Annotated in this window: 18 protein-coding genes and 2 riboswitches; of the genes, 3 read left to right on the top strand and 15 right to left on the bottom strand. The window is 48.8% G+C overall.

Annotation, left to right across the window (positions count from 1 at the left end; all coding sequences use genetic code 11):
* The first annotated feature begins 15 nt into the window (after positions 1 to 15).
* Positions 16 to 1,557: a BCCT family transporter gene (locus tag C7U56_RS12000; protein WP_107001409.1), complete on the top strand. Its 1,542-nt coding sequence runs from the start codon at positions 16 to 18 to the stop codon at positions 1,555 to 1,557.
* A gap of 71 nt (positions 1,558 to 1,628) precedes the next feature.
* On the opposite strand, the gene C7U56_RS11995 is transcribed toward C7U56_RS12000, so the two are convergent.
* The 12 genes from C7U56_RS11995 to C7U56_RS11940 all read right to left on the bottom strand — a co-directional run bounded on the left by C7U56_RS11995 (position 1,629) and on the right by C7U56_RS11940 (position 15,177).
* A complete protein-coding gene (locus C7U56_RS11995; RefSeq protein WP_107001408.1) occupies positions 1,629 to 3,887 on the bottom strand; it encodes an ATP-binding cassette domain-containing protein in 2,259 nt (752 codons plus the stop codon).
* Between the two features lie 146 nt (positions 3,888 to 4,033).
* Positions 4,034 to 4,627: a TetR/AcrR family transcriptional regulator gene (locus C7U56_RS11990; protein ID WP_107001407.1), complete on the bottom strand. Its 594-nt coding sequence runs from the start codon at positions 4,625 to 4,627 to the stop codon at positions 4,034 to 4,036.
* A gap of 204 nt (positions 4,628 to 4,831) precedes the next feature.
* Complete coding sequence (locus tag C7U56_RS11985; protein WP_181357238.1) at positions 4,832 to 5,587, bottom strand: HesA/MoeB/ThiF family protein; 756 nt, start codon at positions 5,585 to 5,587, stop codon at positions 4,832 to 4,834.
* A gap of 20 nt (positions 5,588 to 5,607) precedes the next feature.
* Positions 5,608 to 5,805 (bottom strand): sulfur carrier protein ThiS, encoded by a 198-nt coding sequence (gene thiS, locus C7U56_RS11980; protein WP_022360324.1) that lies wholly within the window; start codon positions 5,803 to 5,805, stop codon positions 5,608 to 5,610.
* Between the two features lie 39 nt (positions 5,806 to 5,844).
* Entirely contained in the window at positions 5,845 to 8,055 is a 2,211-nt protein-coding gene (locus C7U56_RS11975) for an aldehyde ferredoxin oxidoreductase family protein (protein ID WP_207655663.1), read from the bottom strand.
* A 15-nt stretch (positions 8,056 to 8,070) separates the two neighbouring features.
* Positions 8,071 to 8,457, bottom strand: coding sequence for a 4Fe-4S binding protein (locus C7U56_RS11970; RefSeq protein ID WP_022360326.1), 387 nt, complete (start codon positions 8,455 to 8,457; stop codon positions 8,071 to 8,073).
* The gene (locus C7U56_RS11965) at positions 8,457 to 8,909 is read right to left on the bottom strand and encodes an MOSC domain-containing protein (RefSeq protein WP_022360327.1); all 453 of its coding nucleotides are present in this window, start codon (positions 8,907 to 8,909) and stop codon (positions 8,457 to 8,459) included. The genes C7U56_RS11970 and C7U56_RS11965 overlap by 1 nt, the downstream gene beginning before the upstream one ends.
* A gap of 13 nt (positions 8,910 to 8,922) precedes the next feature.
* Positions 8,923 to 10,830 carry a molybdopterin biosynthesis protein gene (locus tag C7U56_RS11960; RefSeq protein ID WP_107001405.1) on the bottom strand — a complete coding sequence of 636 codons (1,908 nt, stop codon included), beginning with the start codon at positions 10,828 to 10,830 and terminating at the stop codon, positions 8,923 to 8,925.
* A gap of 74 nt (positions 10,831 to 10,904) precedes the next feature.
* The gene (locus tag C7U56_RS11955) at positions 10,905 to 12,134 is read right to left on the bottom strand and encodes a molybdopterin molybdotransferase MoeA (RefSeq protein ID WP_107001404.1); all 1,230 of its coding nucleotides are present in this window, start codon (positions 12,132 to 12,134) and stop codon (positions 10,905 to 10,907) included.
* A gap of 249 nt (positions 12,135 to 12,383) precedes the next feature.
* A riboswitch (molybdenum cofactor riboswitch) is annotated at positions 12,384 to 12,524 on the bottom strand.
* Positions 12,525 to 12,666: 142 nt separating this feature from the next.
* Positions 12,667 to 13,377, bottom strand: a complete 711-nt coding sequence (locus tag C7U56_RS11950; protein ID WP_107001403.1) for an ATP-binding cassette domain-containing protein — start codon at positions 13,375 to 13,377, stop codon at positions 12,667 to 12,669.
* On the bottom strand, positions 13,364 to 14,047 hold the full coding sequence (locus C7U56_RS11945) for an ABC transporter permease (protein WP_022360331.1): 684 nt from the start codon (positions 14,045 to 14,047) through the stop codon (positions 13,364 to 13,366). The genes C7U56_RS11950 and C7U56_RS11945 overlap by 14 nt, the downstream gene beginning before the upstream one ends.
* 209 nt (positions 14,048 to 14,256) lie before the next feature.
* Entirely contained in the window at positions 14,257 to 15,177 is a 921-nt protein-coding gene (locus tag C7U56_RS11940; protein ID WP_022360332.1) for an ABC transporter substrate-binding protein, read from the bottom strand.
* Positions 15,178 to 15,305: 128 nt separating this feature from the next.
* Positions 15,306 to 15,427: riboswitch (molybdenum cofactor riboswitch) on the bottom strand.
* Between the two features lie 724 nt (positions 15,428 to 16,151).
* On the opposite strand from C7U56_RS11940, the gene C7U56_RS11935 reads away from it, so the two are divergent.
* Complete coding sequence (locus tag C7U56_RS11935) at positions 16,152 to 17,072, top strand: trans-4-hydroxy-L-proline dehydratase activase (RefSeq protein WP_107001402.1); 921 nt, start codon at positions 16,152 to 16,154, stop codon at positions 17,070 to 17,072.
* 5 nt (positions 17,073 to 17,077) lie between these two features.
* On the top strand, positions 17,078 to 19,525 hold the full coding sequence (gene hypD, locus C7U56_RS11930) for a trans-4-hydroxy-L-proline dehydratase (RefSeq protein WP_107001401.1): 2,448 nt from the start codon (positions 17,078 to 17,080) through the stop codon (positions 19,523 to 19,525).
* Positions 19,526 to 19,682: 157 nt separating this feature from the next.
* Here hypD and eutH read toward each other — a convergent pair whose 3' ends face one another.
* The 3 genes from eutH to C7U56_RS11915 all read right to left on the bottom strand — a co-directional run bounded on the left by eutH (position 19,683) and on the right by C7U56_RS11915 (position 23,315).
* Positions 19,683 to 20,765 (bottom strand): ethanolamine utilization protein EutH, encoded by a 1,083-nt coding sequence (eutH, locus tag C7U56_RS11925; RefSeq protein WP_107001400.1) that lies wholly within the window; start codon positions 20,763 to 20,765, stop codon positions 19,683 to 19,685.
* A 90-nt stretch (positions 20,766 to 20,855) separates the two neighbouring features.
* Positions 20,856 to 22,148, bottom strand: a complete 1,293-nt coding sequence (locus C7U56_RS11920) for a 2-hydroxycarboxylate transporter family protein (protein WP_107001399.1) — start codon at positions 22,146 to 22,148, stop codon at positions 20,856 to 20,858.
* Between the two features lie 21 nt (positions 22,149 to 22,169).
* Positions 22,170 to 23,315, bottom strand: a complete 1,146-nt coding sequence (locus C7U56_RS11915) for an SEC-C metal-binding domain-containing protein (protein ID WP_181357237.1) — start codon at positions 23,313 to 23,315, stop codon at positions 22,170 to 22,172.
* Positions 23,316 to 23,419 lie beyond the last annotated feature (104 nt).

Below are 23,419 nucleotides of genomic sequence, written 5' to 3'. Positions count from 1 at the left end.
AAAAGGAGGTTTCCCATGCAAAATCCACAATTCCAAACAGCGCCAGAGCCAAAACGCCTGGACTGGACCACGATGGTCGTCCCATTTCTTCTTATTATAATACTCTGTCTCTGCTTTCTGGCTGCGCCAGATGCATCCAAGGCAGTGTTGGAAAATCTCCGGAGCTTTCTCGGGGAAAACTTCGGTGTCGGCTACCTTGCCATCGGACTCGGCATTTTTCTTCTGTCAATCTACATCGCCTTTTCCCGCTACGGAACCATCCGGCTCGGAAAACCGGATGAGAAGCCGCTCTATTCCAATTTTGCCTGGGGTTCAATGATGTTTACCTCCGGACTTGCGGCGGACATTCTCTTTTACTCCCTGTGTGAGTGGGTTCTCTACGCCAATGACCCGCATCTGGCAGAAATGGGCAGTATTCAGGACTGGGCGAGCACATACCCGCTCTTTCACTGGGGTCCGATCCCGTGGGGCTTCTATGTCGTGCTCGCCGCTGCCTTTGGCTTCATGCTTCATGTGCGCGGCTGCCATAAACAGAAATACTCCGAAGCCTGCCGCCCGATCCTCGGAAAACACACAGACGGGCTTGCCGGAACTCTGATTGATCTGATGGCGGTCTTCGCACTGCTGGCCGGCACAACCACGACTTTTACGCTGGCGACCCCTCTGATGAGCCAGATCGTCTCCGAACTCTTCGGATTCGGCGACACCCGCCTCATCACCATCGCGATTCTGGCAGTCACCTGCCTGGTATATACCGTTTCCGTCGTGCGTGGCATGAAGGGCATCCAGAAGCTCGCGGCGTCCTGCGTCTACCTCTTCTTCGCTCTTCTGGCATATGTGCTGCTGTTTGGCGGTGAATCACGCTATATCATCGAAACCGGCTTTTCCTCCATCGGAAATCTGGTACAGAACTTTATCGGACTCTCCACCTACACCGACCCACAGCGCACCACCTCATTTCCGCAGACATGGACAATGTTCTACTGGGCATACTGGATGGTCTGGTGCGTCGCTGCCCCGTTCTTCATCGGAACCATCTCTCGTGGACGTACGATCCGGCAGACAATCCTCGGCGGCTACGTGTTCGGGCTTGGCGGCACGTTTGTGAGCTTTATTATCCTCGGAAACTACAGCCTGGGACTCCAGGTGTTCGGAAAACTGGATGTCATGGGGCTTTATGCCGCCAGTGGCGACCTCTATTCCACAATCACTGCCATCATCCGCACGCTTCCGCTCGCCCCGATGGTCCTCGTTCTGCTCGCGGCGGCGATGATCGCCTTCTATGCCACCAGCTTTGACGCGATCGTACTGGTTGCCTCCGCCTACTCCTACAAGAACCTGACAAGCGAGGACGAACCGCACATGGCGATCAAAACCTTCTGGTCCCTGAGCCTGATTCTGCTGCCGATGGTCCTCATTTTCAGTGATAATTCGATGGCAAACCTGCAGACCGTGTCCATCATTGCAGCATTTCCGATCGCGTTTATCATTCTCCTGATCGTGGCGGCGTTTTTTAAAGATGCGAAGAAATATCTTTCAAGCTACCATGGTATTTGAACGAATTGATTGAGTGTTGTTAAAAATATCCCGAATGCACTTTCCGATGCATTCGGGATATTTTTCTTTATCTATAAGCTCTCCCGCAGATACTCCCGCGTCACACTCCGCTCCGCTTCCAGCATCTCCTTCGGTGTCCCGGCAAAGAGCAGACTGCCGCCTGCGAGTCCGCCGCCCGGTCCAAGCTCCACGATATAGTCGGCGTCCTTCATCACATCCAGGCTGTGCTCGATGATAAACAGTGTATTGCCCTGATCGGTCATCCGGTTGAAAAGCTTCATCAGACGGCGGATATCGTCGAGATGCAGCCCGTCAGTCGGCTCATCCAGAATGAATATCTGTCCCCGCTCATCCAGCTTGCTCGCCAGCTTCACACGCTGCAGCTCGCCGCCGGAAAGCGTCGTCATCGACTGATTCAGGTGCAGGTAACCGAGTCCGACCTGTACCAGCGTATCGAGTTTCTTCACAAAATCCGCATCTTCAAAGAACTGGATCGCCTGACGGACGGTCATATCCATGACTTCCGCAATATTTTTTCCCTTGTACTGATAGTGCAGCACTTCCTCCGAATACCGCGTTCCGTGGCAGACTTCGCAAACCGTCTCAATCGAATCCATATATGCCATATCCGATATAATTACACCTTTTCCCTGGCACGCCGGGCAGGCGCCCTTGGAATTGAAACTGAAATATGCCTGTGCGACATGGTTCGCTTTCGCAAAAAGCGCCCGGATCGCATCCGCGATATCCAGATACGTCGCCGGGGTCGAACGCAGATTGATACCGATATCCTTCTGCCGGATCGAGATCACCTCGCCTGGATACTGGCTCGTAAAATATTCCATCAGGGAGCTTTTTCCCGAACCAGCCACACCAGCGATGACCGTCATCACGCCAAGCGGCAGTTTTACGCTCAGATCTTTTAAGTTATGAAGCTTCGCGTGCTCAACCTGATACCATCCGTTCGGCTTGCGGTACTCCATCTTCATCGGCGTTTTCGTCCGCAGCATCCGCCCGGTCACAGTGTCCGCTTTCAAAAGGTTCTCGTAGCTTCCCTGATACATGATCTGTCCACCGTTTATGCCCGCTTCCGGTCCCATATCCACAATGTGATCCGCCAGAGCGATGACTTCCCGGTGGTGTTCCACAATCATCACGGTATTTCCGTGCTCTTTCAGCTTGATCAGCGAATTTTTGAGATTCTGGATATCGCGCGAATGCAGTCCGACGCTCGGCTCATCCAGCACATACATCATATCGGTAAGCGGCGAATTGATGTAACGCGCGATCTTGATACGCTGCGCCTCGCCGCCGGAGAGAGTGTCTGTTCCACGGCTTAAAGAAAGATAGCTGAGTCCGATCTCAATCAGCGCATTCATCCGCTTCAGGATCTCGGTCTTGATATCGCGCGCCAGCGGATCGTCGATCTGGCGGATAAACTCTGCCGCCTCCGGGATCGGCATATCCGAAACCTCGCAGATATTTTTTCCGTTAATCAGGCAGCTCCGGATCTTCGCATTCAGTCTCGCCCCGTGGCACTCCGGACACGTAAAGGTGCTGACAATGCGATCCAGCTCTTTCTTGTGAAGCTGTCCTTCCTTAGATGTAATGATACTGCGGTACATACGCGGATAAATGCCCTCGTACTTCGCGGATTTCGGCCAGTTTGCCGGCGGATTTTTCAGGCGGATCTGCGGCGAATAGAGAAATAAATCCATCTCCTCCTTCGAATAATCCTTGATCTTCTTGTCCAAATCAAACAGACCGCTGTACGCGTACCGCTTCCACCGCCATGCGCCGGTCGTGAACGCCGGCCACTGGATAACGCCCTCATCGTTTAGGCATTTATCAAAATCCACCAGCTTGTGGATGTCCAGCTCCGTCACAACGCCCAAGCCCTCACAGCGCTCACACTTGCCGCTCGGATGGTTGAAGGAAAAGCTGTCCGAATAGCCGACAAACGGTTTGCCCACACGTGAGAATAGCAGGCGCAGCAGCGCATAGATATCGGTGTATGTGCCGACCGTTGAGCGGGAGTTTGCCACCGGCTTTTTCTGATCGATCACGATCGTGACCGGAAGATTCTCCATGCGCTCAACCTCCGGACGACCATATTTCGGCAGAAACTGCTGGACAAAGCTTGGAAATGTCACATTCAGCTCCCGCCGCGACTCTGCCGCAATCGTATCAAGACAGAGCGATGATTTGCCCGAACCGGACACACCGGTAAAAACCGTGATTTTCTTTTTCGGAATTTTCAACGACACATGTTTCAAGTTGTTTTCCGTTGCATTCACAATGCTTATATACTCCTGATTTTCTCGTTCCATCTGGCATTCTTCCTTTCTTAAGCTGTATTTTCCCGTCCCAGGTTCCTTTATTTTAAAGGTACTCAATGCTATCCTGATCTGTACGCGGCTATCACGCACAAAAGCAGACAGAAAATACCCCTAAGAAGCATTTTCCGTCTGCTTTTTTATTTGACTTCCTGCTTTACACGCACTCCGCCGAACAGCAGAGGCATTGTCTTTCTTGTATACTCTCCAAGCGCATAGCCACCGTCTGAAATGCAGTAATCATAGATGATTGCCCTCTCGCAGAGTGCATACATATGTGCAATCTCGTAATATGGCATACTGCGGGTAATCTGCCCCCGGCGCTGCCCCTCATCGACCAGCTGATTTACCATCTTATAGTAAAAACGGTTCTGGTTTAAAAGATGCTTATCCCCCTTTGTCACCACCTGTGAGGAATAGAGTGACGCCAGAAGCCCTACCGGGATATCCGACTCTATCAGATCATGTACACTGAAGCAGAGCGTCATAAGCTTGTCAAAGCTGTCCATCTCCGGATCCAGCGCCTGCATTACCTCTTCATACTTTGCATCAAAGATCTCTGGGAGAGATGCCAGAAGCTCATCCTTTCCACTATAATAATGATAGAAGCTTCCCTTTGATGTTCCAGACTGCAGGATAATCTCATCGATCGTCGTCTCCTCATATCCCTTCTCATGAAACAATTTCCATGCAACACGGGCAATTTTTGCTTTTGTGTTATTACCCTTCGCCATTTGCCTTTTACCTCTTAACTTCTCAATAATCGTAATTTCAGGGAAACATTCCTGGTCATCTAATTTACCTTTTTGTTTACCTGAATCCAGCCGAAAGCAGAGTGGATAATCTTCCTCATCTGCTTTCGACAATTTAATTTATTTTATCATTCTTTTCCTGTGAAGTAAAGAGATTGTTCCATATGTCTATTTTTAATACCGTTTTCACGTCCGGTGAACTTTGGTATGTGTATGGCAGCTACACTGGGGATGCACCGGAACTTCTATCAGATCCGTGGACCACGTTTTGGCATCAATGAACAGCATTTTTCCAATCAGCGGCTCTCCCTTGCCCAAAAGAAGCTTCAATACTTCTGCCGCCTGCATACACCCGATCATGCCGGGAATCACGCCAAGCACACCATAAGCAGCCGAATTCGGGTTTCCGGATGGGTCCTCTGCCTCCGGACAGAGACAGCGCAGACATGGTCCGTCCGATGCGAACACGGTAACCTGTCCCGCAAATTCACAGATAGCTCCATATACATCCGGCTTTCCCAGCTTCATACATGTGTCACTCAGCAGATAGCGGGTTGGAAAATTATCCGAAGCATCCACAATCACATCAAACTTTGCAAGAATTTCTTCTGCATTTTCAGCTGTAATCCCCTCTGGGTATAATTCTACCTGCACCGAATGATTCCGGCTCTGAAGCTGCTCCGCCGTCAGTTCTGCTTTTGCCTTTCCAATGTCCTGTTCCCGGTAAAGGATTTGCCGCTGCAGATTGCTGACATCCACCCGGTCAAAATCAGCAATCCCGATCGTACCGACTCCTGCTGCTGCCAGATAGAGGCTGACGGGAGATCCAAGTCCCCCCGCCCCGACTACCAGCACCCGGCTTTCCGCCAGCTTTTTCTGTCCTTCTTCTCCTACCTCCGGCAGGAGAATATTTCTTTTATAGCGTTCTTTGTCTATCTCCAAACCAGCGTCTCCTTTCTGAATCAACCGCCCCCCAGTAAATGATAAATCTTCAAATCATCTGCTTCTTCAAGTGTTACTTTATCATAGTCTTCTGGCCAGACCAGCTGCCCATTTACCTTCACGACCAGCTTGGGCCAGGTAAATTTCATGTGTTCCATCACACCCCTGATTGTCAGTCCTTCATGCCAGTCCGGATATGGACGGTTATTCAGTACCATTATATCCACTTCCCTTCTGCAACGTATTAATGAATAGTCTTACTGAAGCGGCTCAACTACTTCCAAAAGCTCCGGAAGATCCATGCCAAGCTCTTTCAGGTGTGCAATTGTCGGAACACCGTTTAAATTCCAGCCGCGCTTCGGATATACCGCATCAATCAGCTTCTCATATTCCCCTTCTCTGTGCTTTCTGGTCGCAGCCATCTTTTCCTTTAAGGACATTTTTTCGACTTCTTCTTTTGTAAAACCAACCAGCTCTACCAGCTGACCATCGTAGCGCTCCTGACGGGACAGATATTCTTCTTCCGTAACCGGTCCCTGGGAACGGTATGGAATCGCATCGTTCGCACGCAGTCCCTTGCCCAGACGAATGTTGAAAACACGCTGGAAATTGTAGACACGCTCGGACATTTTAATCATCTCATCCCTATCAATCTTGACCCCAGTAACACCATAATAAAGATCCAGATAGTTATCTACGTGCTCCGGTACCTTCGCCGGTTCATCGGTCAGGCTGTTGTCAGCCGGTACAATATCATTCCACGGCAGCTTGCAAAGTCCCAGAAGACCAAACCAGGTTCTAAACATCGGATAGTAATACAGCGCCTCCGCCTTATCCTCAAAGGTAGGGATCTGGTTATTTACCTGATCCATGAAAATCAGCCATGCCTCATCATGCTGCGGTCCCTTATTGGTCAGACCATAGCCGCCCTGCTGCGCCAAGGATTCTTTGGAAGCATACTCTGAATATTCAAGTCCCTTCTGTTCCATCGCAATATCATTCATGAAATCCATATCGCCCCAGCCCTGCGCTGCAAAATACTCTTTCTGCTTGTGGCTTCCAAGTGCCGCAATCTTGCCAAAGCCTTCGTTTCGCGCCATCTGGTGCAGCAGCTCCAGCTCCGCCTCTGCATTGCCCCATACAAGCTCCAGACCGCCGGTTCTCTCCTTATTCAGGATACCATTTTCATAGCATTCCATCAGGAAGGCAGTCATGGTGCCAAAGGAAATCGTATCAATGCCATATGTATCACAGTAGAAATTCACTTCCAGGATTACCTGCGGATCGGTTACACCGCAGTTCGGACCAACACCGGCTGCTGTCTCATACTCCGGACCATCCACACATACTTTATGTCCCTTATACGGACCTGTCTTTAATTCAAACTGATCGGCTGTTTTAGCACACGCCATCGAACATCCATACCAACATCCGTCCGCTCCGCCCTGGGTCAGCCATTTATTTCTCCATACCTCCGGTGCCATCTCATCGATCTTATCCGTTCCGCCATATTTATAATTGCGCGTCGGCAGAATATCATAATCGCTCATGATACGCAGGGAGTATGCTGTTCCGGATTTACGCATTGAATTCTGTTTGTCATCCTGTGTCGCCACCTCACGATGGAATTTCAGGCCATCCCGGTTCAGGATACTGATATCATATACATGGTTCAGATTTGCTTTTACGCCTTTAAAATGGCATACCAGCGCTTTAATGTGCTTGTCCGCAAAGACACGTCCGATACCACCACGTCCAGCCTGTTTTAAGCGGACTACATTTCTTTTCGGATCATAGAATGTAAAATTCAGCATAGAGAGGTTGCAATGATCCGCCGCTGAACCAGAACATACGACCGCCACGTTTTTGCGATCATTGTCATCCTCCGCATACATGGTTGTCAGCTCTTCTCCCAGTACATGTGCATCTTTATGCTCTAACGGTGCTTTTTCAATTGAAACGGTTCCCTTATTGCCATCGATGACAATAATCACGTCTTCCTCCGCTTTTCCAGTCAGCTCGATCACATCAAATCCGGAGAATTTTAAGAATGGGCCAAAATATCCGCCGACGTTTGAATCAATCGGGATATCTGTCATCGGTGAAATGCTGCATACCAGGCATTTTCCGGTACCGCCGTACTGCGTAATTCCGGCAATCGGTCCTGCCGACATGGTGATGGCATTTTCCGGAGAGTTCCACTTTGTATCCGGCTTCGTTGCATCCCACAGATAACGCAGGCAATAACCTTTTCCGCCGGTAAATTTTTCTTTGACCTCCTGAGGAATGTCGATCATATCGATGGTGTTATCTGTCACATTGATTCGAAGACGCTTATCCGTATATCCATGATACAGCGGCTTTGGCTCGTATGTAACCTGATTGAGAACCGTGTGGGCCTCTTTCATTTTTTTGATTTCTTCCATATCTGCGTCCGCATAACGCGGAAGATCACACATTTTAATCATGCCTTTCTCCTCCTTTTACTCTTCTACCAGACGGATCGCTCCGGTCGGACATGCTTTTACGCACAATCCGCACGCCGTACATTTGGACGGCTCCAGATAATCATCACACTGTACCATAACATTCTCCGGACAGAATCCGACGCACATCAGACAGCCGGCACATTCTTTCTTATTCAGCCGGTAAACGCCTCTCGCATCCTCCGTAATCACACCCGTATTGCACACTTCAGAACATTTTCCACACTGTGTGCACACAGCAATATGATGGCTTCCATCCTCCTTGTCGGTAATGCGGATGCAGGATTTCATTGGATCCGAAACCTTGTAAAATGCCTTCGAACAGGCTTCTTCGCACTGGTGGCAGCCAATGCAGAGTGATTCATCTTTCTCTAATCGTCTCATCACAGTTCCTCCTTTTTGCCTAATTTCATTATTTCATCCGAAACAGATACATACCCGTCCCGAATCACTTCCAAAAATATGGCTCCTGCCGAAAGGCGGCAGAAAACTCCTTTTTCATGGTAAATACACTCTGGAAAACACTTTTTTCCATACCCGGAGACGCGGAACACCGCCCCTCCCGCCGCCAGAAGATCCCCCGTATTTAACTGGGTGGTATCGATTCCCTCCGTTATCAGGTTTGCCTTGTAGCGGCGGAAGCAGAGTCCCGGTTCTGTCTGCTTCTCCATCCAGTCCCGGGCTTCTCCCGCCAACAGCGAAGTCTGCCTTTCACCTCCCGCTGCATGCCGGTCACCCTCCATTCCGATCCCCCTTCGGAACCAGGCGCTCTCCACGGCTTCTCCCGGCTGTCCCCTCTGCCGGAACACATATAATTCACGCACAACTGCTCCCATCTAATCCCCTCTTTTATAAATATAAAATTTCTCCGGTTCTTGCCAGCCCATAACCACCGAGCTTCTCCACTCTCTCTGCAAACTCCCGGCTTTTCAAAACCGCCAGAAAATGCTGTACCGGTGGAAAATCCAGAAATCTGACTGGAATCGCAAAGTCATACTCTTCCCGTCCAATCTCAATAAAATCAAGTCCCATTGCCCTGGCTGCCGACTGGATTCCCATGCCCGCGTCTGCATCGCCGCCGGACACGGCAGCCGCCACTGCCATATGCGTTGCCGCCTCTCTGTCATATCCGTGAATTTCTTCCGATGAAATACCGGCTTCTTTCAGCTTATAATCAAAAAGTACTCTTGTCCCCGCTCCTCTTTGTCGGTTGACATAATTCAAGCCACGTAGATCTTCAATTTCATGGATTCCAAGCGGATTTCCTTTTTTTACGATAATTCCCTGAATTCGCTCAACGCCCTTGACAAGTGCCATTTTTTCACCCGCAAACAGTTTTTTCAGGATCGCAATATTATATTCTCCTGTCTCTTCATCCAGCAGGTGGGTCGGAGCCAGATGCGCTTCTCCCCGCTTTAATGCCATTAAACCGCCCATACTGCCTACATGCGTACTGGAAAGGTAATTACCCGGGTACATACACGGCAGCAAATCTGCCATCACATCCAGAATCAGATCATGGCTTCCGATTGCCACTGCCGTACTTCCAATTTCCTCCAGGGAACGGTATAGCTCTACGTCAACGGTATCTCCCGCCTCGACCCCCTCGCTGTTCTGAGGAATCACACAGAACCCGTCTGCCCGCACCAGGCTCATCGCTGCTCCCGCCCCGCGCGCCAGTGGAGAAGCGACGAGCTTGTCGCCCACTTCTCCTACTTTCACCCGCACATACTCTTTATGTTTCAGGGATGATACAAGGCGTTTGGATATGACAGCCCGCACCGTCGTGCCGGCTGTTTCTGTACGTCCTGCCAGTTTCTGCAGCACAGGAATTACAAAATTTTCAAAGTTGATATAGGCGGATACCGGATATCCCGGAAGTCCGATCACCGGTTTTCCATTGACAATCGCCAATATTACCGGTTTTCCCGGCTTGATTGCCACCCCGTGTACCAGAACCTCCCCCAATTCCCGAAGTACATGAACCGTAAAATCTTCAGTTCCTGCACTGGAGCCGGCATTGACAATCACCATGTCATAGTTTTCAACCGCCTCTGCCACCTTTGCTTTCAATGTTTCATATTCATCCGCAATCGGCGGAAAACGATGGGGCGCACCGCCATGTTCCGTTACCAGTGCCTCAAACACTCTCGAATTCGATTCGATGATGTCCCCATCCCTGGGTTCCTGTCCCGGCTCTATGATTTCGGTTCCCGTCGGAAAAATCGCTACCGACGGCTTTTTCAACACCTCAATCTCTGTAATTCCGCCAGACAGGAGAACACCTATATCAATCGGGCGTATCTCATGATAACCGGGCATCAGCATCTCACCCGCTACGATATCTTCTCCGATCGGGCGCACATGCTGCCATGATGCAGCTGCATCCGTAATCTGCACCGAGCCATCCTCCTGCTCCAGCAGATCCTCCGCCATGATAACTGCATCGCATGGTGCGTGAATCGGATCGCCCGTATCCACCACTGTAAAATCTGTACCCGGATACAGGGTAAGTGGTTTCCGCTCCGATGCTCCCTTTGTTTTCTCTGCCTCAACCGCGATTCCATCCATCGCCGCCGCATTATAAAGCGGGGAACAATATTTCGCATAGACTGCCTCTTTTGTAATCCGGTGCAGACTTTCCGTCACGGGAATCCATTCTGCCTTGGGGCTTAATAATTCTCCCAGTGCTTTCTGGTAAAGGGCTTTTGCCTCCTCCACCGGTGTATTATTCAGATATAAATTTCTCTTTCCCATCTCTGCCTCTATTCTGTTTCCACCAGGCTCTGCCGATCCTTTATCCTCCGCCGCCCTTCTGGAAGCAATTCATTTTAAAAGCGGTATACCTTCACCTGCTCACCCTTCTTCAGTCCCTCCTGATTCATATCAATCAGAACGTAGCCGTCTGCCTCTGCCATCGTCGAAATCAAGCCTGATTTTCCAAATACCGGTTCTGCCTCCAGCCCCTGCGGAGCCATCTGAAGCTTTACCAGCAGGCAGGTTGTTTTTCCGGGTGCACCCGCCAGGTTCGTTGTCATAAAGGCTTCTAACGGAGGTTGATCCGGCTGACCGGTTACCTGCTTCCAGAGCCACACAAATAATAAGTGGAAAACGGCAAGCGCTGCTGCCGGATGCCCGGGAAGTCCTCCTAACAACGTATGCTTCTCTTTATCATATCCCAGAATCGTCGGTTTTCCCGGTTTCAGTGCCAGCCCATGGGTAAATACTCCCTCCTTGGAGATGCGGTTTAATATCTCCATAGTCATGTCCTTCTTTCCCTGGGAACTTCCTCCGGAGATCAGAATCAAATCACATGCTTTGACCGCCTCCCTGATTTTCTCCTCTAAAAGTACCTCTTCATCCCTCACCGCCTCTGCCGAAACAAGCTCCAGACCTGTCTTCTTCACATAACAGGACAGCGCCCATGTATTAATATCCCGCACCTGTCCCGGTCCAGGAACCTGATCGATCCTGACCAGTTCGTCGCCCGTCGATAGAATTGCCACCTTCCACGGTTTAAAAACCGGAACCTGAACCACGCCAAGCGCTGCCAATGTTCCCGCCTGCGCCGGGCCAATCCGGGTTCCCGCTTTAAGGACTATATCCCCGGTTTTTACATCTTCTCCCGGAAGCACGATGCATTTCCCATACGGAACATTTTCATACAGGGCAACCTCATCTGTTCCGAACCGTTCACTGTATTCTACCATCACCATGGCATCTGCCCCTTCCGGAACCATGCCGCCGGTCGGCACATAGGCGCAGGTACCCGGTTCAATCTTTGATACCGCCGGATGTCCTATCTCTACTTCTTCCAGCACCTTCAGAAAAACCGGGATACTTTCCGTTGCGCCCGCCGTGTCCTTTGAACAGACTGCATACCCGTCTACACTGGAACGGCGGAATGCCGGAATCATTTCCCCAGAGACAATATCTTCTGCTAAAATACGGTCAGATGCATCTGCAAGCGCAACGTGCTCCGTTTCTGGCAGGCACTCTTTTGCCGCTTTAAGCAAACGTTCCCGCGCCTGCGCCAGCGTATCAACTTTCAATAACTTCATAATTCCTCCCTTGCGGCATGATTCTTCTTCGCGAAGGTATGCATCCACGCGAAGTGCTTCTGATTCATGGACCGCCTCTCCGAATGAAACAAAAAAACGAATACAGAAAACATTCCGCTCTCTGTATCCGTTCCTGATGATGCAGTCTGCCTCTTATGGCTTTCTGCTGATATGCACTTATCTACATCAGGCTTTGCTTGCGCTGGCGGAATTTACTGCTCTTTTCCAGAACTTCCGGGTCTTCATCCCGGTCATCCGAGAGCTATTCCTTTCCAATGCATCGCCTGATGCGGGGAGGCACCCGCGTTTCCCCGGATACCCATTGGCTTTTCTTCCATCCTGTCAATCGGTTCACAGCTTAGGCAGAAAAGCTCGAAATCAACTCTGTATAACTGCCGCTCTCGTGCGACAATTCTCTTTCTCATGATTTTCTACCTGAAATTATACCACATTTTCACAAACTGTGTCAATCATCCCAAGCAAAACTCTTTCCATTTTTTTCATATTCAGCGCAATCGCCTCACATTTTTATTCATATTTCTGAATTTTTTTCATTTTCACGATATGAAACCTCTGTATCTGCCAGATATCGGCGTATGGACGGATGCGACGGGTGAAGAAGGATTTCTTCCGGTGTTCCAGACACCAGAACATTCCCCTGCTCCATAAAATGTACCTGGTCACAAATCTTGCGGACATGCACCAGCTGATGGCTGATTAGCAGCCATGTCATCTTATTTTTCGTCTGCTGCTCCCGCATCAGCTGTTCAAACAATTCTGTACTGTCAGGATCCAGGTTGGAAAGAGTTTCATCAACAATCACAAACGCAGGGTCAAATACCAGGGCCCTGATAAATGATAATTTCTGCTGTTCCCCGCTGCTCAGGGAACGGGCATACTGATTTTTTTTCTGCAGAAGCCCACATCGTTCCAGCCAGGCATCCATCTTCGCCTCATCTGGGCGGATTCCCCGTATTTTCAGCGGATAGATCAGGTTCTGATACACCGTATCATGCAAAAGATACGGTCTCTGTGTTGTCATCGTGATATCCCGGGGTGTCAGTCCCTCGTAATCAATCCTCCCGCCATCTGGAACCAATATCCCCTGTATCAGCTTGGAAAGTGTTGTTTTTCCGCAGCCATTGGTTCCTATCAGACCATGAACCTTCCCGCTCTCCAGATACAGTTCCTCGATTTGAAGCGTAAACTGACCCATCTTCTTTTGCAGCTTAGAGATTTTCATCCGGTGTCTCCTCCTGTCTGAAATGTTCTGCCAATGTCTGTACCGCAAATGCCAGAAGCATCAGGATCACTCCCAAAAATACCCCTTCATAATAATCGCCTGCACCTTTCAGGGTTGAAATCGCAGTCGTCATTGTCCGGGTGCTGTTTTTTATATTTCCACCTACCAGAAAGACCGCCCCGACCTCACTGATGGAACGCCCATATCCAGACACAACCGCAAAATAAATTTCATTTTTCATTTCACGCAGCAGAAGCCGCGCGGTCTGATGCCGGTCAGCTCCCATCGTCCTGGCAAACGCCCGGATCGAAGGCGCCGTGCGGACCGCATATGAATATACCATTCCACAGACGATCGGAGTGATGATCAGAACCTGGGCTGCCACCATTCCTTTGATCGTAAATACCCATCGAAGCGCCCCAAACGGACCTTTTTTTCTCAAAAGCATATATGTGAGCAGTCCGATGACAACCGGAGGTGCTCCCATCAAGGTCCGGTTCACGCGGACTACCAGCTTTTTTCCTGGAAATTTCGTCTGCTCCAGCACAAGTCCCAGAAAAATTCCAAGCATGGACGCAATCAAGGTTGACCAGAAAGACATCACCAGCGTTACCCGGATAGAATCTATCACTCCGACCGTACCAAAAAATTTTGAAAACAGGTTTCCCATATTTTTTCTCCCAGCATATCCACTGAAACACCTTATGTTCTGCAGGCGTTCTCATTTTCTCAATTCTTAATGACAGAAAACCGGAAAAAGTGCATCCTCCCTTCTCCGGTTTCCTGTTTATACATTATAAATTCTGCAAGGTTCAACTGCCTGCTTTATTCGTTTAAATACGCTAATCTCAGCACTGCCGCACATCATCCGGCAGTATTCTATTTCTGCTCTGCATTCGGGAAGAATAACGGCTCGCCGTACTCCTTTACGCCGTATTCACCGATCAGCGTCTGGATTTCCGGAGAACAGATCCACTTGATAAACGTATTCGCCGCCTCGTTGTTGACATCCGGATATTTCTCCGGATTTACTGCGATAACGCCGTACTGGTTTAAAAGTTCCTTGCTGCCTTCACATACAATATCCATATCCGGGAAATCTGCCTTCTTGGCAAGCCAGGTACCGCGGTCAGACAGGCAATAGCCACCTTTTTCATCTGCCATCGCCAGTGTATCAGCCATTCCAGCGCCTGCCGATACATAGTTTGGATTGCTCTCATAATCTGTAATTCCCAGCTTCTCCCAGATTCCGGTCTCCTTGTTATGGGTACCAGAGTTGTCTCCACGGGACACAAATGTCAGCTGCTCGTCCATGATCTGTTTAAATGCAGCGTTGATATCATCCGTCTTTGCAATCGGACCATCCTTCGGTCCTACGATCACGAAATCATTATACATAACCTGGAAGCGCTCTACACCGTAGCCGCTCTCCACGAATTCTTCTTCTTTTGCTTTAGAATGAACCAGTATCACATCGACTTCACCATCTTTTGCTTTCTGAATCGCATCACCGGTTCCTACTGCCGTCCACTGTAAGTCAATACCTGTATCCTCTAAAAAGATTGGCTTTAAGTAATCCAGAAGACCTGTATTATCGGTACTGGTCGTCGTTGCCATCAGAAGCGTCTCTCCGGATGCCTCCTTGGTCTCCTCTGCACTGCTTTCCTCAGCAGCCTCTGCGGTTGTCTCTGCGGCGCTTTCCGCCTCCGTTGTCTCTTTTGCGCTTCCGGAGCAGGCTGTCATAGACAATGCTGTCATGGCCGCCATTGCCAATGCAATGATTCTGTTTGTCTTCTTCATGAAATTGTTCTTCTCCCTTCTTTTGTTTAAGAATACGCTGAAAAACATTTCATCGGAACGAGACTCTGGCAGAGGATGCGCCGCCTTTTACCAGCTGCCTTTCTTCCTAAATAAGCAGCAGGTCCTACTTCTCTTTCCAATGCATTTCTTTCCAAATGCGGGAGGCATCCGAGTTTCCCCTGATACCCATTGGCTGTAAACCCTGACAATATACTGTGTTAGGTTTTTCAGCTCGAAATATAGTTTTCCTGGCTTCTGCTGTCCGGGTTCTTCTAATACTTCCCGAAACATCCTTATACATTTTTACTATACCATGTCAAAATTCCTCTTGTCAACCGGGCAACTTTCACATGAGCGAAATTATTTCATTTTTTGTTACTGTTCACGCATACGTGCCCAGTAACGGAATTTGCCGTGGCTTCGCATTTAAATACGGCAAATTCCTGCTGCCACCACGTTTTCTTACGGCACTTTCGGTTCCAAAAGTGCCTACCTGTGAAACAGTAACCATTATTTCAAGCTTCGTATTCATTTTGTTTTCTACTGCTCTTTTCTACGTGTTATTCTGGTTTTTTAGCTTTTTTTCACTTCTATCTTGATTTTCACTTTTCATATTTGTGCGACGCCTTTTTAACTGTGCTTAATTTTTTGTTTTTGTTTTGTATTTTATGAATATTCACACTATTTTATCTTTTCTACAATTTTCACTTTCTTTTCACGCATAATATCCTCACTTTTGCCGATTGTAAGCCCCATTTTTCTATGGTATCTTATATGTTATATTAATTTTCTTTTATAGTCATTCCGCACTCCGCTTGTTTCAGCGTGATCGGATGATTATTTTTCAGATTCGTCTGTTAAAAATTAAATTAATACATTTTTTTCAATTTACTCTTGTATTCTTGAGATGGTTGTAGTATTATAGACTCAGAACTAGAACACAGTCTAGTTTTTTTGCAAAGGAGGGGGAAAGAATGGCAGAAACTCCTTACATATTTAACATCCAGAAATTTTCAACGCACGACGGCGATGGTGTCCGCACCACGATCTTCTTCAAGGGATGTCCCTTACGCTGTATGTGGTGCCACAACCCGGAGAGTCAGCATTATTATAAGGAACTGATTTTTCATCAGCACAAATGTACCGCCTGTGGTCGATGTGTTGCAAAATGTAAACAGGGAGCCAATTCCATCGTAGACGGAAAGATTGTATTTGACCGTTCCAAGTGTACCGCCTGCGGTGTCTGTACCGACTGGTGCATCACAGAGGCCCGGGAGTTAGCCGGTAAGGAATACACCGTAGATGCACTTGTCAAGGAAGCGATGAAGGACAAAATCTTCTATGAGCAGTCCGGCGGCGGTGTAACACTCTCCGGCGGCGAAGTTATGGCTTCCCAGCATATGGACTATGTGGAAGAGGTCTGTCGCAAGCTCCACGAGAACGGTGTCAGCGTTTTCATCGACACCAGCGGCTACACAGACTATGAGAATCTGAAGCGGGTTCTTCCTTATGTAGATGTTTTTCTCTACGACATCAAAGTGATGGATCCGGAAGACCACAAGAAGTATATCGGCGTTGACAATTCACTGATTCTTGAGAACTTAAAGAAATTAAGTGATGAGGGCGCTGGTCTTTACATCCGGCTTCCAATTATCCAGCAGGTCAACGCAACCGATGAACACATCGAAAGTGTCATCCATTTTCTGAAGGAAAACAATATTCACGCACGTCAGGTAAACCTTTTACCTTATCATGACATCGGAAAGGGTAAATACGCCAGCCTCGACATGGAGTACCATGATGACGAGATGAGCGTACCGGTGTCCGAGCTTATGGAACACTTTAAGTCCATGTTCGAAGAACAGGGATTCAACAAAGTCAATATAGGAGGATGATTTAAATGGCAGAGAAAATTGATACTTCATTCGTAATCAACACACCAGAAGGTCTGTTAAAAGACAACGACCGCGGATGTACCGAGAGAATTAAAAGACTGAGAAGAATCAGCCATTCCACCCAGCCGCATCTGGATCTGGAAAGAGCAAAAATTGAAACCGATGTTTACAAAGAGTACGAAGGTTCCGTATCTGTACCGGTTTTAAGAGCTCTCGTTCTGAAAGAGTACTTCTCCAGAAAAACTCTTTACTTAGGCGATGATGAGCTGTTAGTTGGTGAGAAGGGCAAGGACCCGCAGTGTTCACCGACTTTCCCGGAGCTGTGCTGTCACACCATCGAAGATATGCACATCATGAATGATCGTAAACTGGTTAACTTCACTGTTACCGAAGACGATCTGAAGCTTCAGGAAGAGGAGATCATTCCGTACTGGAAGAATCGTGCAGTCAGAGAGCATCTCTTAAAAGCTATGACCCAGGAATGGAGAGACTGCTATGAGGTTGGTATGTTTACCGAGTTCATGGAGCAGCGTGGACCGGGCCATACAGCCGGCGGCAAGAACTTCTACATCAAGGGCTACGGCGATTACAAGAAAGAGATCGCGCAGGCTATCAAAGATCTTGACTACTTCAATGATCCGGAAGCTTATGACAAAGAGCAGGAGCTTCGCGCTATGGATATCTGCTGCGATGCTATCATTATCTTAGGTAAGAGATATCATGATCTGGCTCTTGAGAAGGCTGCTGAGGAGAAGGATCCGGTCAGAAAAGCAGAGCTTGAGCAGATTGCAGCTAACTGTGCCGTTGTTCCGGAGCACAAACCGGAGACCTACTGGCAGGCACTTCAGATGTACTGGTTTACACACCTTGGCGTTACAACCGAGTTAAACCCGTGGGATGCATTTACACCGGGCCGTCTGGATCAGCATCTGATTCCGTTCTATGAGAAAGATACCGCTGCAGGTACTCTGGATGATACCAGAGCTCTTGAGCTTCTTGAGTGTCTCTGGGTTAAACTGTTCAACTCTCCGGCTCCGGTTAAGGTTGGCGTAACCTTAAAAGAGTCCGGTACATACGTAGACTTCGCAAATATCAACTCCGGCGGTGTGAAGGAAGATGGTACAGACGCAGTTAACGCTGTTTCTTACTTAATCCTTGACTGTATGGAAGATATGAGACAGAACCAGCCAAACTCCAACGTACAGATTTCCAAGGTTACTCCGGATAAGTTCTTAAAGAGAGCTTGCGAGATCGCTCGTCAGGGTTGGGGCCAGCCGGCATTCTACAATACCGATGAGCTGATTCAGGAGCTGGTAAATCAGGGCAAATCCCTGGTAGATGCAAGAAACGCTGGATGCTCCGGATGTGTTGAGACCGGTGCATGGGGAACCGAGGCTTATTGGCTGACCGGTTACTTAAACATCCCTAAGTGCTTACAGCTCGCTCTGTATGATGGCTACGATGTAATGTTCAAAAAACAGATCGGACCGCACACCGGCAAGGCAGAAGACTTCAAATCCTATGACGAACTGTGGAACGCATTCAAGACACAGCTTGAGTACATCATCGATGTTAAGATGCGCGGCAACCTGGTTATCGAGAGAATCTACTCTCAGATGATGCCGGCTCCGTTCCTTTCCATCTGTACCGATGACTGTATCAAGAAAGGTAAAGACTACAACGCAGGCGGCCCGAGATACAACACAAGCTACATCCAGGGTGTTGGTATCGGTACTATTTCCGATGCACTCTCCGCTATCAAGTTCAACGTATTTGACAATCAGAAGTTTACCATGAAAGAACTCATCGACGCTATGAACGACGATTTCAAGGGCCATGAGGACATTCTGAACCTGGTTAAGAATAAAACTCCGAAATACGGCAACGATGATGATTATGCAGATGACATCATGGTAAGTGTATTCAATGAGTACAAAGATTATATTACCGGCAGACCGACCACCAGAGGCGGTGTATATCATGTAGATATGCTTCCGACCACCTGCCACGTATACTTCGGTGATGTTATGATCGCTACTCCGAACGGCCGTCTGGCTCATAATCCTCTGTCTGAGGGTATCTCTCCTGAGAAGGGTGCTGATATCAACGGACCGACCGCAGTTGTTAAATCCTGCTCCAAGATGAACCACTGTGAGACCGGCGGTACTCTGCTGAACCAGAAGTTTACTCCGGCTGCTATCGCAGGCGAGAAGGGTATTGACAACCTGGCTGCTCTGATTCGTTCCTACTTTGCTATGAACGGACATCATATGCAGTTTAACGTTATCGACCGCCAGACTCTGATCGAAGCTCAGAAGAATCCGGAAGAATACAAGGAACTGATCGTCCGCGTAGCTGGATACAGTGACTACTTCCGCAACCTGGATAAACCGCTTCAGAACGAGATCATTGAGAGAACCGAGCAGAGCTTTGGAGGCTGTGGCTGCTGTTAATTGCTCGCAACCGTTTGACAACTCTAAAAGTCTTAAGTTCAACATATAATGCCTTCTATGAAAATGATATAGCCCCAAAAGGGCGGAAAGCCCCGGCAGCGAAACTGCCGGGGCTTTCTTATTTCTTTATCCTTATCTCAATATCAGATATTCCGCTCTACTCTGTTATCATTTTTGACCTTCTCATACAAATAACCGCCAGGGCAACTGCCAATCCGCCTGACAGCACCTTGCTGATCATATAGGCTGTTACCCAGTTTCCCGGTATCAGGGACGCTACAAGGGTCATCTGACCGCCTACTACATAGGCACCTGCCACAGAGAAAGCGGCATTTAATACTTTCCCGCGCTTATCCATCTTGGAAAACAATGGCAGCATCGCAAGGCTCTGTATAAAGGAAAGGAACAGTCCGACAACTGCCTCCTCATTGATACCCAGGATCGCCCCGATGCGCTGGATCGGCTTTTGGAGACGTTTTAACGCCACCTGCGACAGCACCAGACCGCCGCACGCTGCGATGACCATGCGGAGTACCATAAAAAGCATTTCCTCAATCAAGGCATCCTCGACAACCGCATACTTCGGCATGAAAATTCCGAAGACCGCCACACCAAACAGGAGAAAACTAAAAATACGGATCGCATTTCCGATGAAAATCATGATCTTCATCGTCAGCTTCGGAACCAACACAAATGCCGCAATCAGCACCACGCACAGCACCAGCACCGGAATCATATTAAAAAAGAGCTGACGGACAGGCAGACCCAGCATCAGACCTCCGACCGCCAGACCAGACGGTATGGCAATCAGTCCGAAGATGAACCCCCGCATCAGCTCTCCTATTTCATCTTTTCGAACGGCTGCCAGAAAAACCGGCAGCTGGTATCCGACCGTCATACCCAGACTGCCTGCTACCATCGCACCGGTAAATGCCGCCAGCGCTGGTGTCGCCGCCAGCTTCTGTGCCATGCCAAGCGCCCCCATATCCGGCGCCAGAAGGCAGCTTGGAATGAGCGCCGGATCAAACGGCATATGCTTTGCCGCCTCTGCAATCGATTCCGCGTGGGTCTGCACATATGTAACTCCGATCGCAAAAAATCCGACCGTGGACATCGCCAGACCGCCCATGGTGGCAAGCCCCTTTTCAAAATTCGGCATCAGCCCCAGCTTTCCTCCCAGCATCTCATCCACAAGACCGGCTGCCGCAAACACCAGCATGATCGCAATGAATATGTTCATAAGCCGTACCTCCCAGCTTTTCCCTATTTCTCTGTTTCCACTTATTTTCCCTCTATCAGGTACATTTCTCTGTCAATCACCGTTCTTTTTCTACCTCGCCAGCAGCTGTATCAGCACACCCCCGATCGTCAGCATCAGTGCCCCGCAGGAGCGCGTCACAATCTGTGCAAATGGAAGCAGTTCCATCCGTTTCGAACTGCTGAGCACCGCCACATTTCCGGAACCGCCCATGTTCGTCGTACACATCCCCGCTGCGATCGATGATTCCAGCGGATAAAATCCCATCTTGATGCCGATCAGTCCGGCGGTCAGTGTGATCGCCCCGACAATCAGCACGACACTGAGCAGATAAAATGGAGTGATGGTGTGCAGAATCGTCTTTAAATCAATCAGCGTCGCTCCGATTCCAGTCAGCGCCGCCGCCGTCCAGCTGTGGATCGCGAACTGTCCCCACTCTCTCGCCGCGTCCTCCAGGCGATCTGAAAGGATTCCCGTTCCCTTCACAATCACAACTGCCACAATCATCCACGCATATGTCGGTACAATCGAAATAAAATGATGGCAGAGCGCCCCCAGTTCATAAAATGCCATCGAAATGATAAGTCCCGTACATAAGAGTGCGAAGGTCGGTTTCATCGGAGGCTGTTTCTTCACTTCGTGACCGTCATTGACAAGGCAGCCATTTCCGGTCAGAGATGGCTTTCGCTCGCCGATATTATTGGCTAAACCGCCAAAAATGATCGCCACACAATTTCCCAGCACCGTCGCCGGTGCGATCCGCGTCAGGATCTGTCCGGCGTCCGTCCCCAGAACCGACGAATACATTGCCGACAGAGGCACTGCTCCCGCCGTCATGCCGCCGCTCGTCATCGGAATACCGATATACAGGATGCCTTCCAGAAAACTCTCCCCCATCACCATACCGAGCAGACCTGAAAGTATCACGCCGACTGCCAGCGATATGACAGCTGTCGGAAGCAGTTTCACCGTTGCGCGGATCAGAAGCCCGCGGTCGATATTGAAAAGACTTCCTGTGATCAGCGCTGAGATATAGAAGACCAGAAATCCTTCTTTGTTGACAAAATTGTCCAGGATCTCATGCGTCTGCTCCGGAATCAGCCCCAGTGCCTGGATGACCGCCGCCCCCAGAATACAGATGACCGAGCCGCCCAGGTACGTTTTCACAACCGGTGTATGATTTCCTAAAAAATTGAGTCCCTCGCCCAGCACCATCAGCGCAATCATGCCGCCGACCAAGCCTACCGGAAGACAGTCCATATACATACAGACCACCACCAGCGCCAGGATGCCTAGATACAGAGGGATGGAAAAACCAGCGATCGTATTAGCTTTGCCAGATATTTCTTTCCTCTCTTGCTGCATTTTTCATTTCACCTCTGAGTATTAATTTCTTCCACAACACTTCTTATATTTCTTCCCAGATCCGCAAGGACACGGATCATTCGGATAAATCTTCTCCACCTTTTTCGCGGTTACCGGTGCTGGCTGGGACATTTCCGGCACCATCGCCGGCATGCCGCCGATCATACCTCTCTCACTTAATTCCCACGGTTTATTTCCGCGGTTTTCTTTTGTTCTCGTATTGTTGAACGCATCCATGAGAAGTCTTAAAAATTCGCCCATCTGCTGCTCGCTCTGGAAGACAATCCCTTCTTCATGCATCTTATTCATCAGTTCTGCCGGTGATTTTCCTTCATAACTGCTGGCCCACGTCTCAAAGCACCATCTAGCCGCTTTCTCATACGGCACATCCAATTTTTTTATGAAATAGGACTCCAGCTCCTTATAAGCCAGTACCCCTGCCTCATACCCTTTCTGACAGATTTCATCCAACTGCTGTGCAGACGGAATATAGAATTTTTTATTCTGCTGCTGTTTCAACAAAGCAGTGAGTCCATCACCCTCAAAAACTGGAAGATGTACATACAAGCCCCTCTCGGAATAAAGCGGATTCTCTTTCGGCAGGTCCTGCATTCCCAGTTTCTCCATCGGGAAAATGCAGGATTCTGTGATGTCCTCCGGCATTTCCTCCAGCATCCCGATCATTTCTTCGATCGTGCCTTTCACCTTCAATTTGTACAGTTCATACAAAATTTCCAGCGGCGCAATCTCATAATAATCGATAAAGAAGCTGATACACTTCATCAGCCAGCCTTTTTTGCTCTGAACCGCCCGGAATGCCTCATCGTCAATCCCGCTAAAACCCTGTGCAATCTCTTCAAAGACAGTGAAGCAGTCACTCACTTCCTCAAAACTTCCAAGTACGTATTTATATAACTGCATTCCATCCATAATCTCTTCTGCAGAAATTTTCTGTGGCTCGGTACAGGCTTTGCAAAAAAGCACCATCTGCTCTTTCGTCAGGCATGAAAGTCTACCCCGGAGTGCCTCTTCCGTCGTTAAATATTCTACAATTCGGTCAATCAGGTCATCCTTTTTAAGTCGGGAACAGTTCTTTAACTCGTAGCTTCTTGCTTCGTTTAATAAGTCTTCTTTGGTCCATTCTTTTAAATATTCTCTTAATAACATACAATTTCCTTTTCTCATCTTACATCGTTTCATGCTTCTCTTCATATTTTTTTATTATACTTTTAAATGCACATGGATTGCAAGATATATCGTTACATATTTCT

This window comes from Clostridium fessum (genome assembly GCF_003024715.1).
Classification (GTDB): Bacteria; Bacillota; Clostridia; order Lachnospirales; family Lachnospiraceae; genus Otoolea; species Otoolea fessa.
This window is presented reverse-complemented; position numbering and strand designations above follow the sequence as displayed.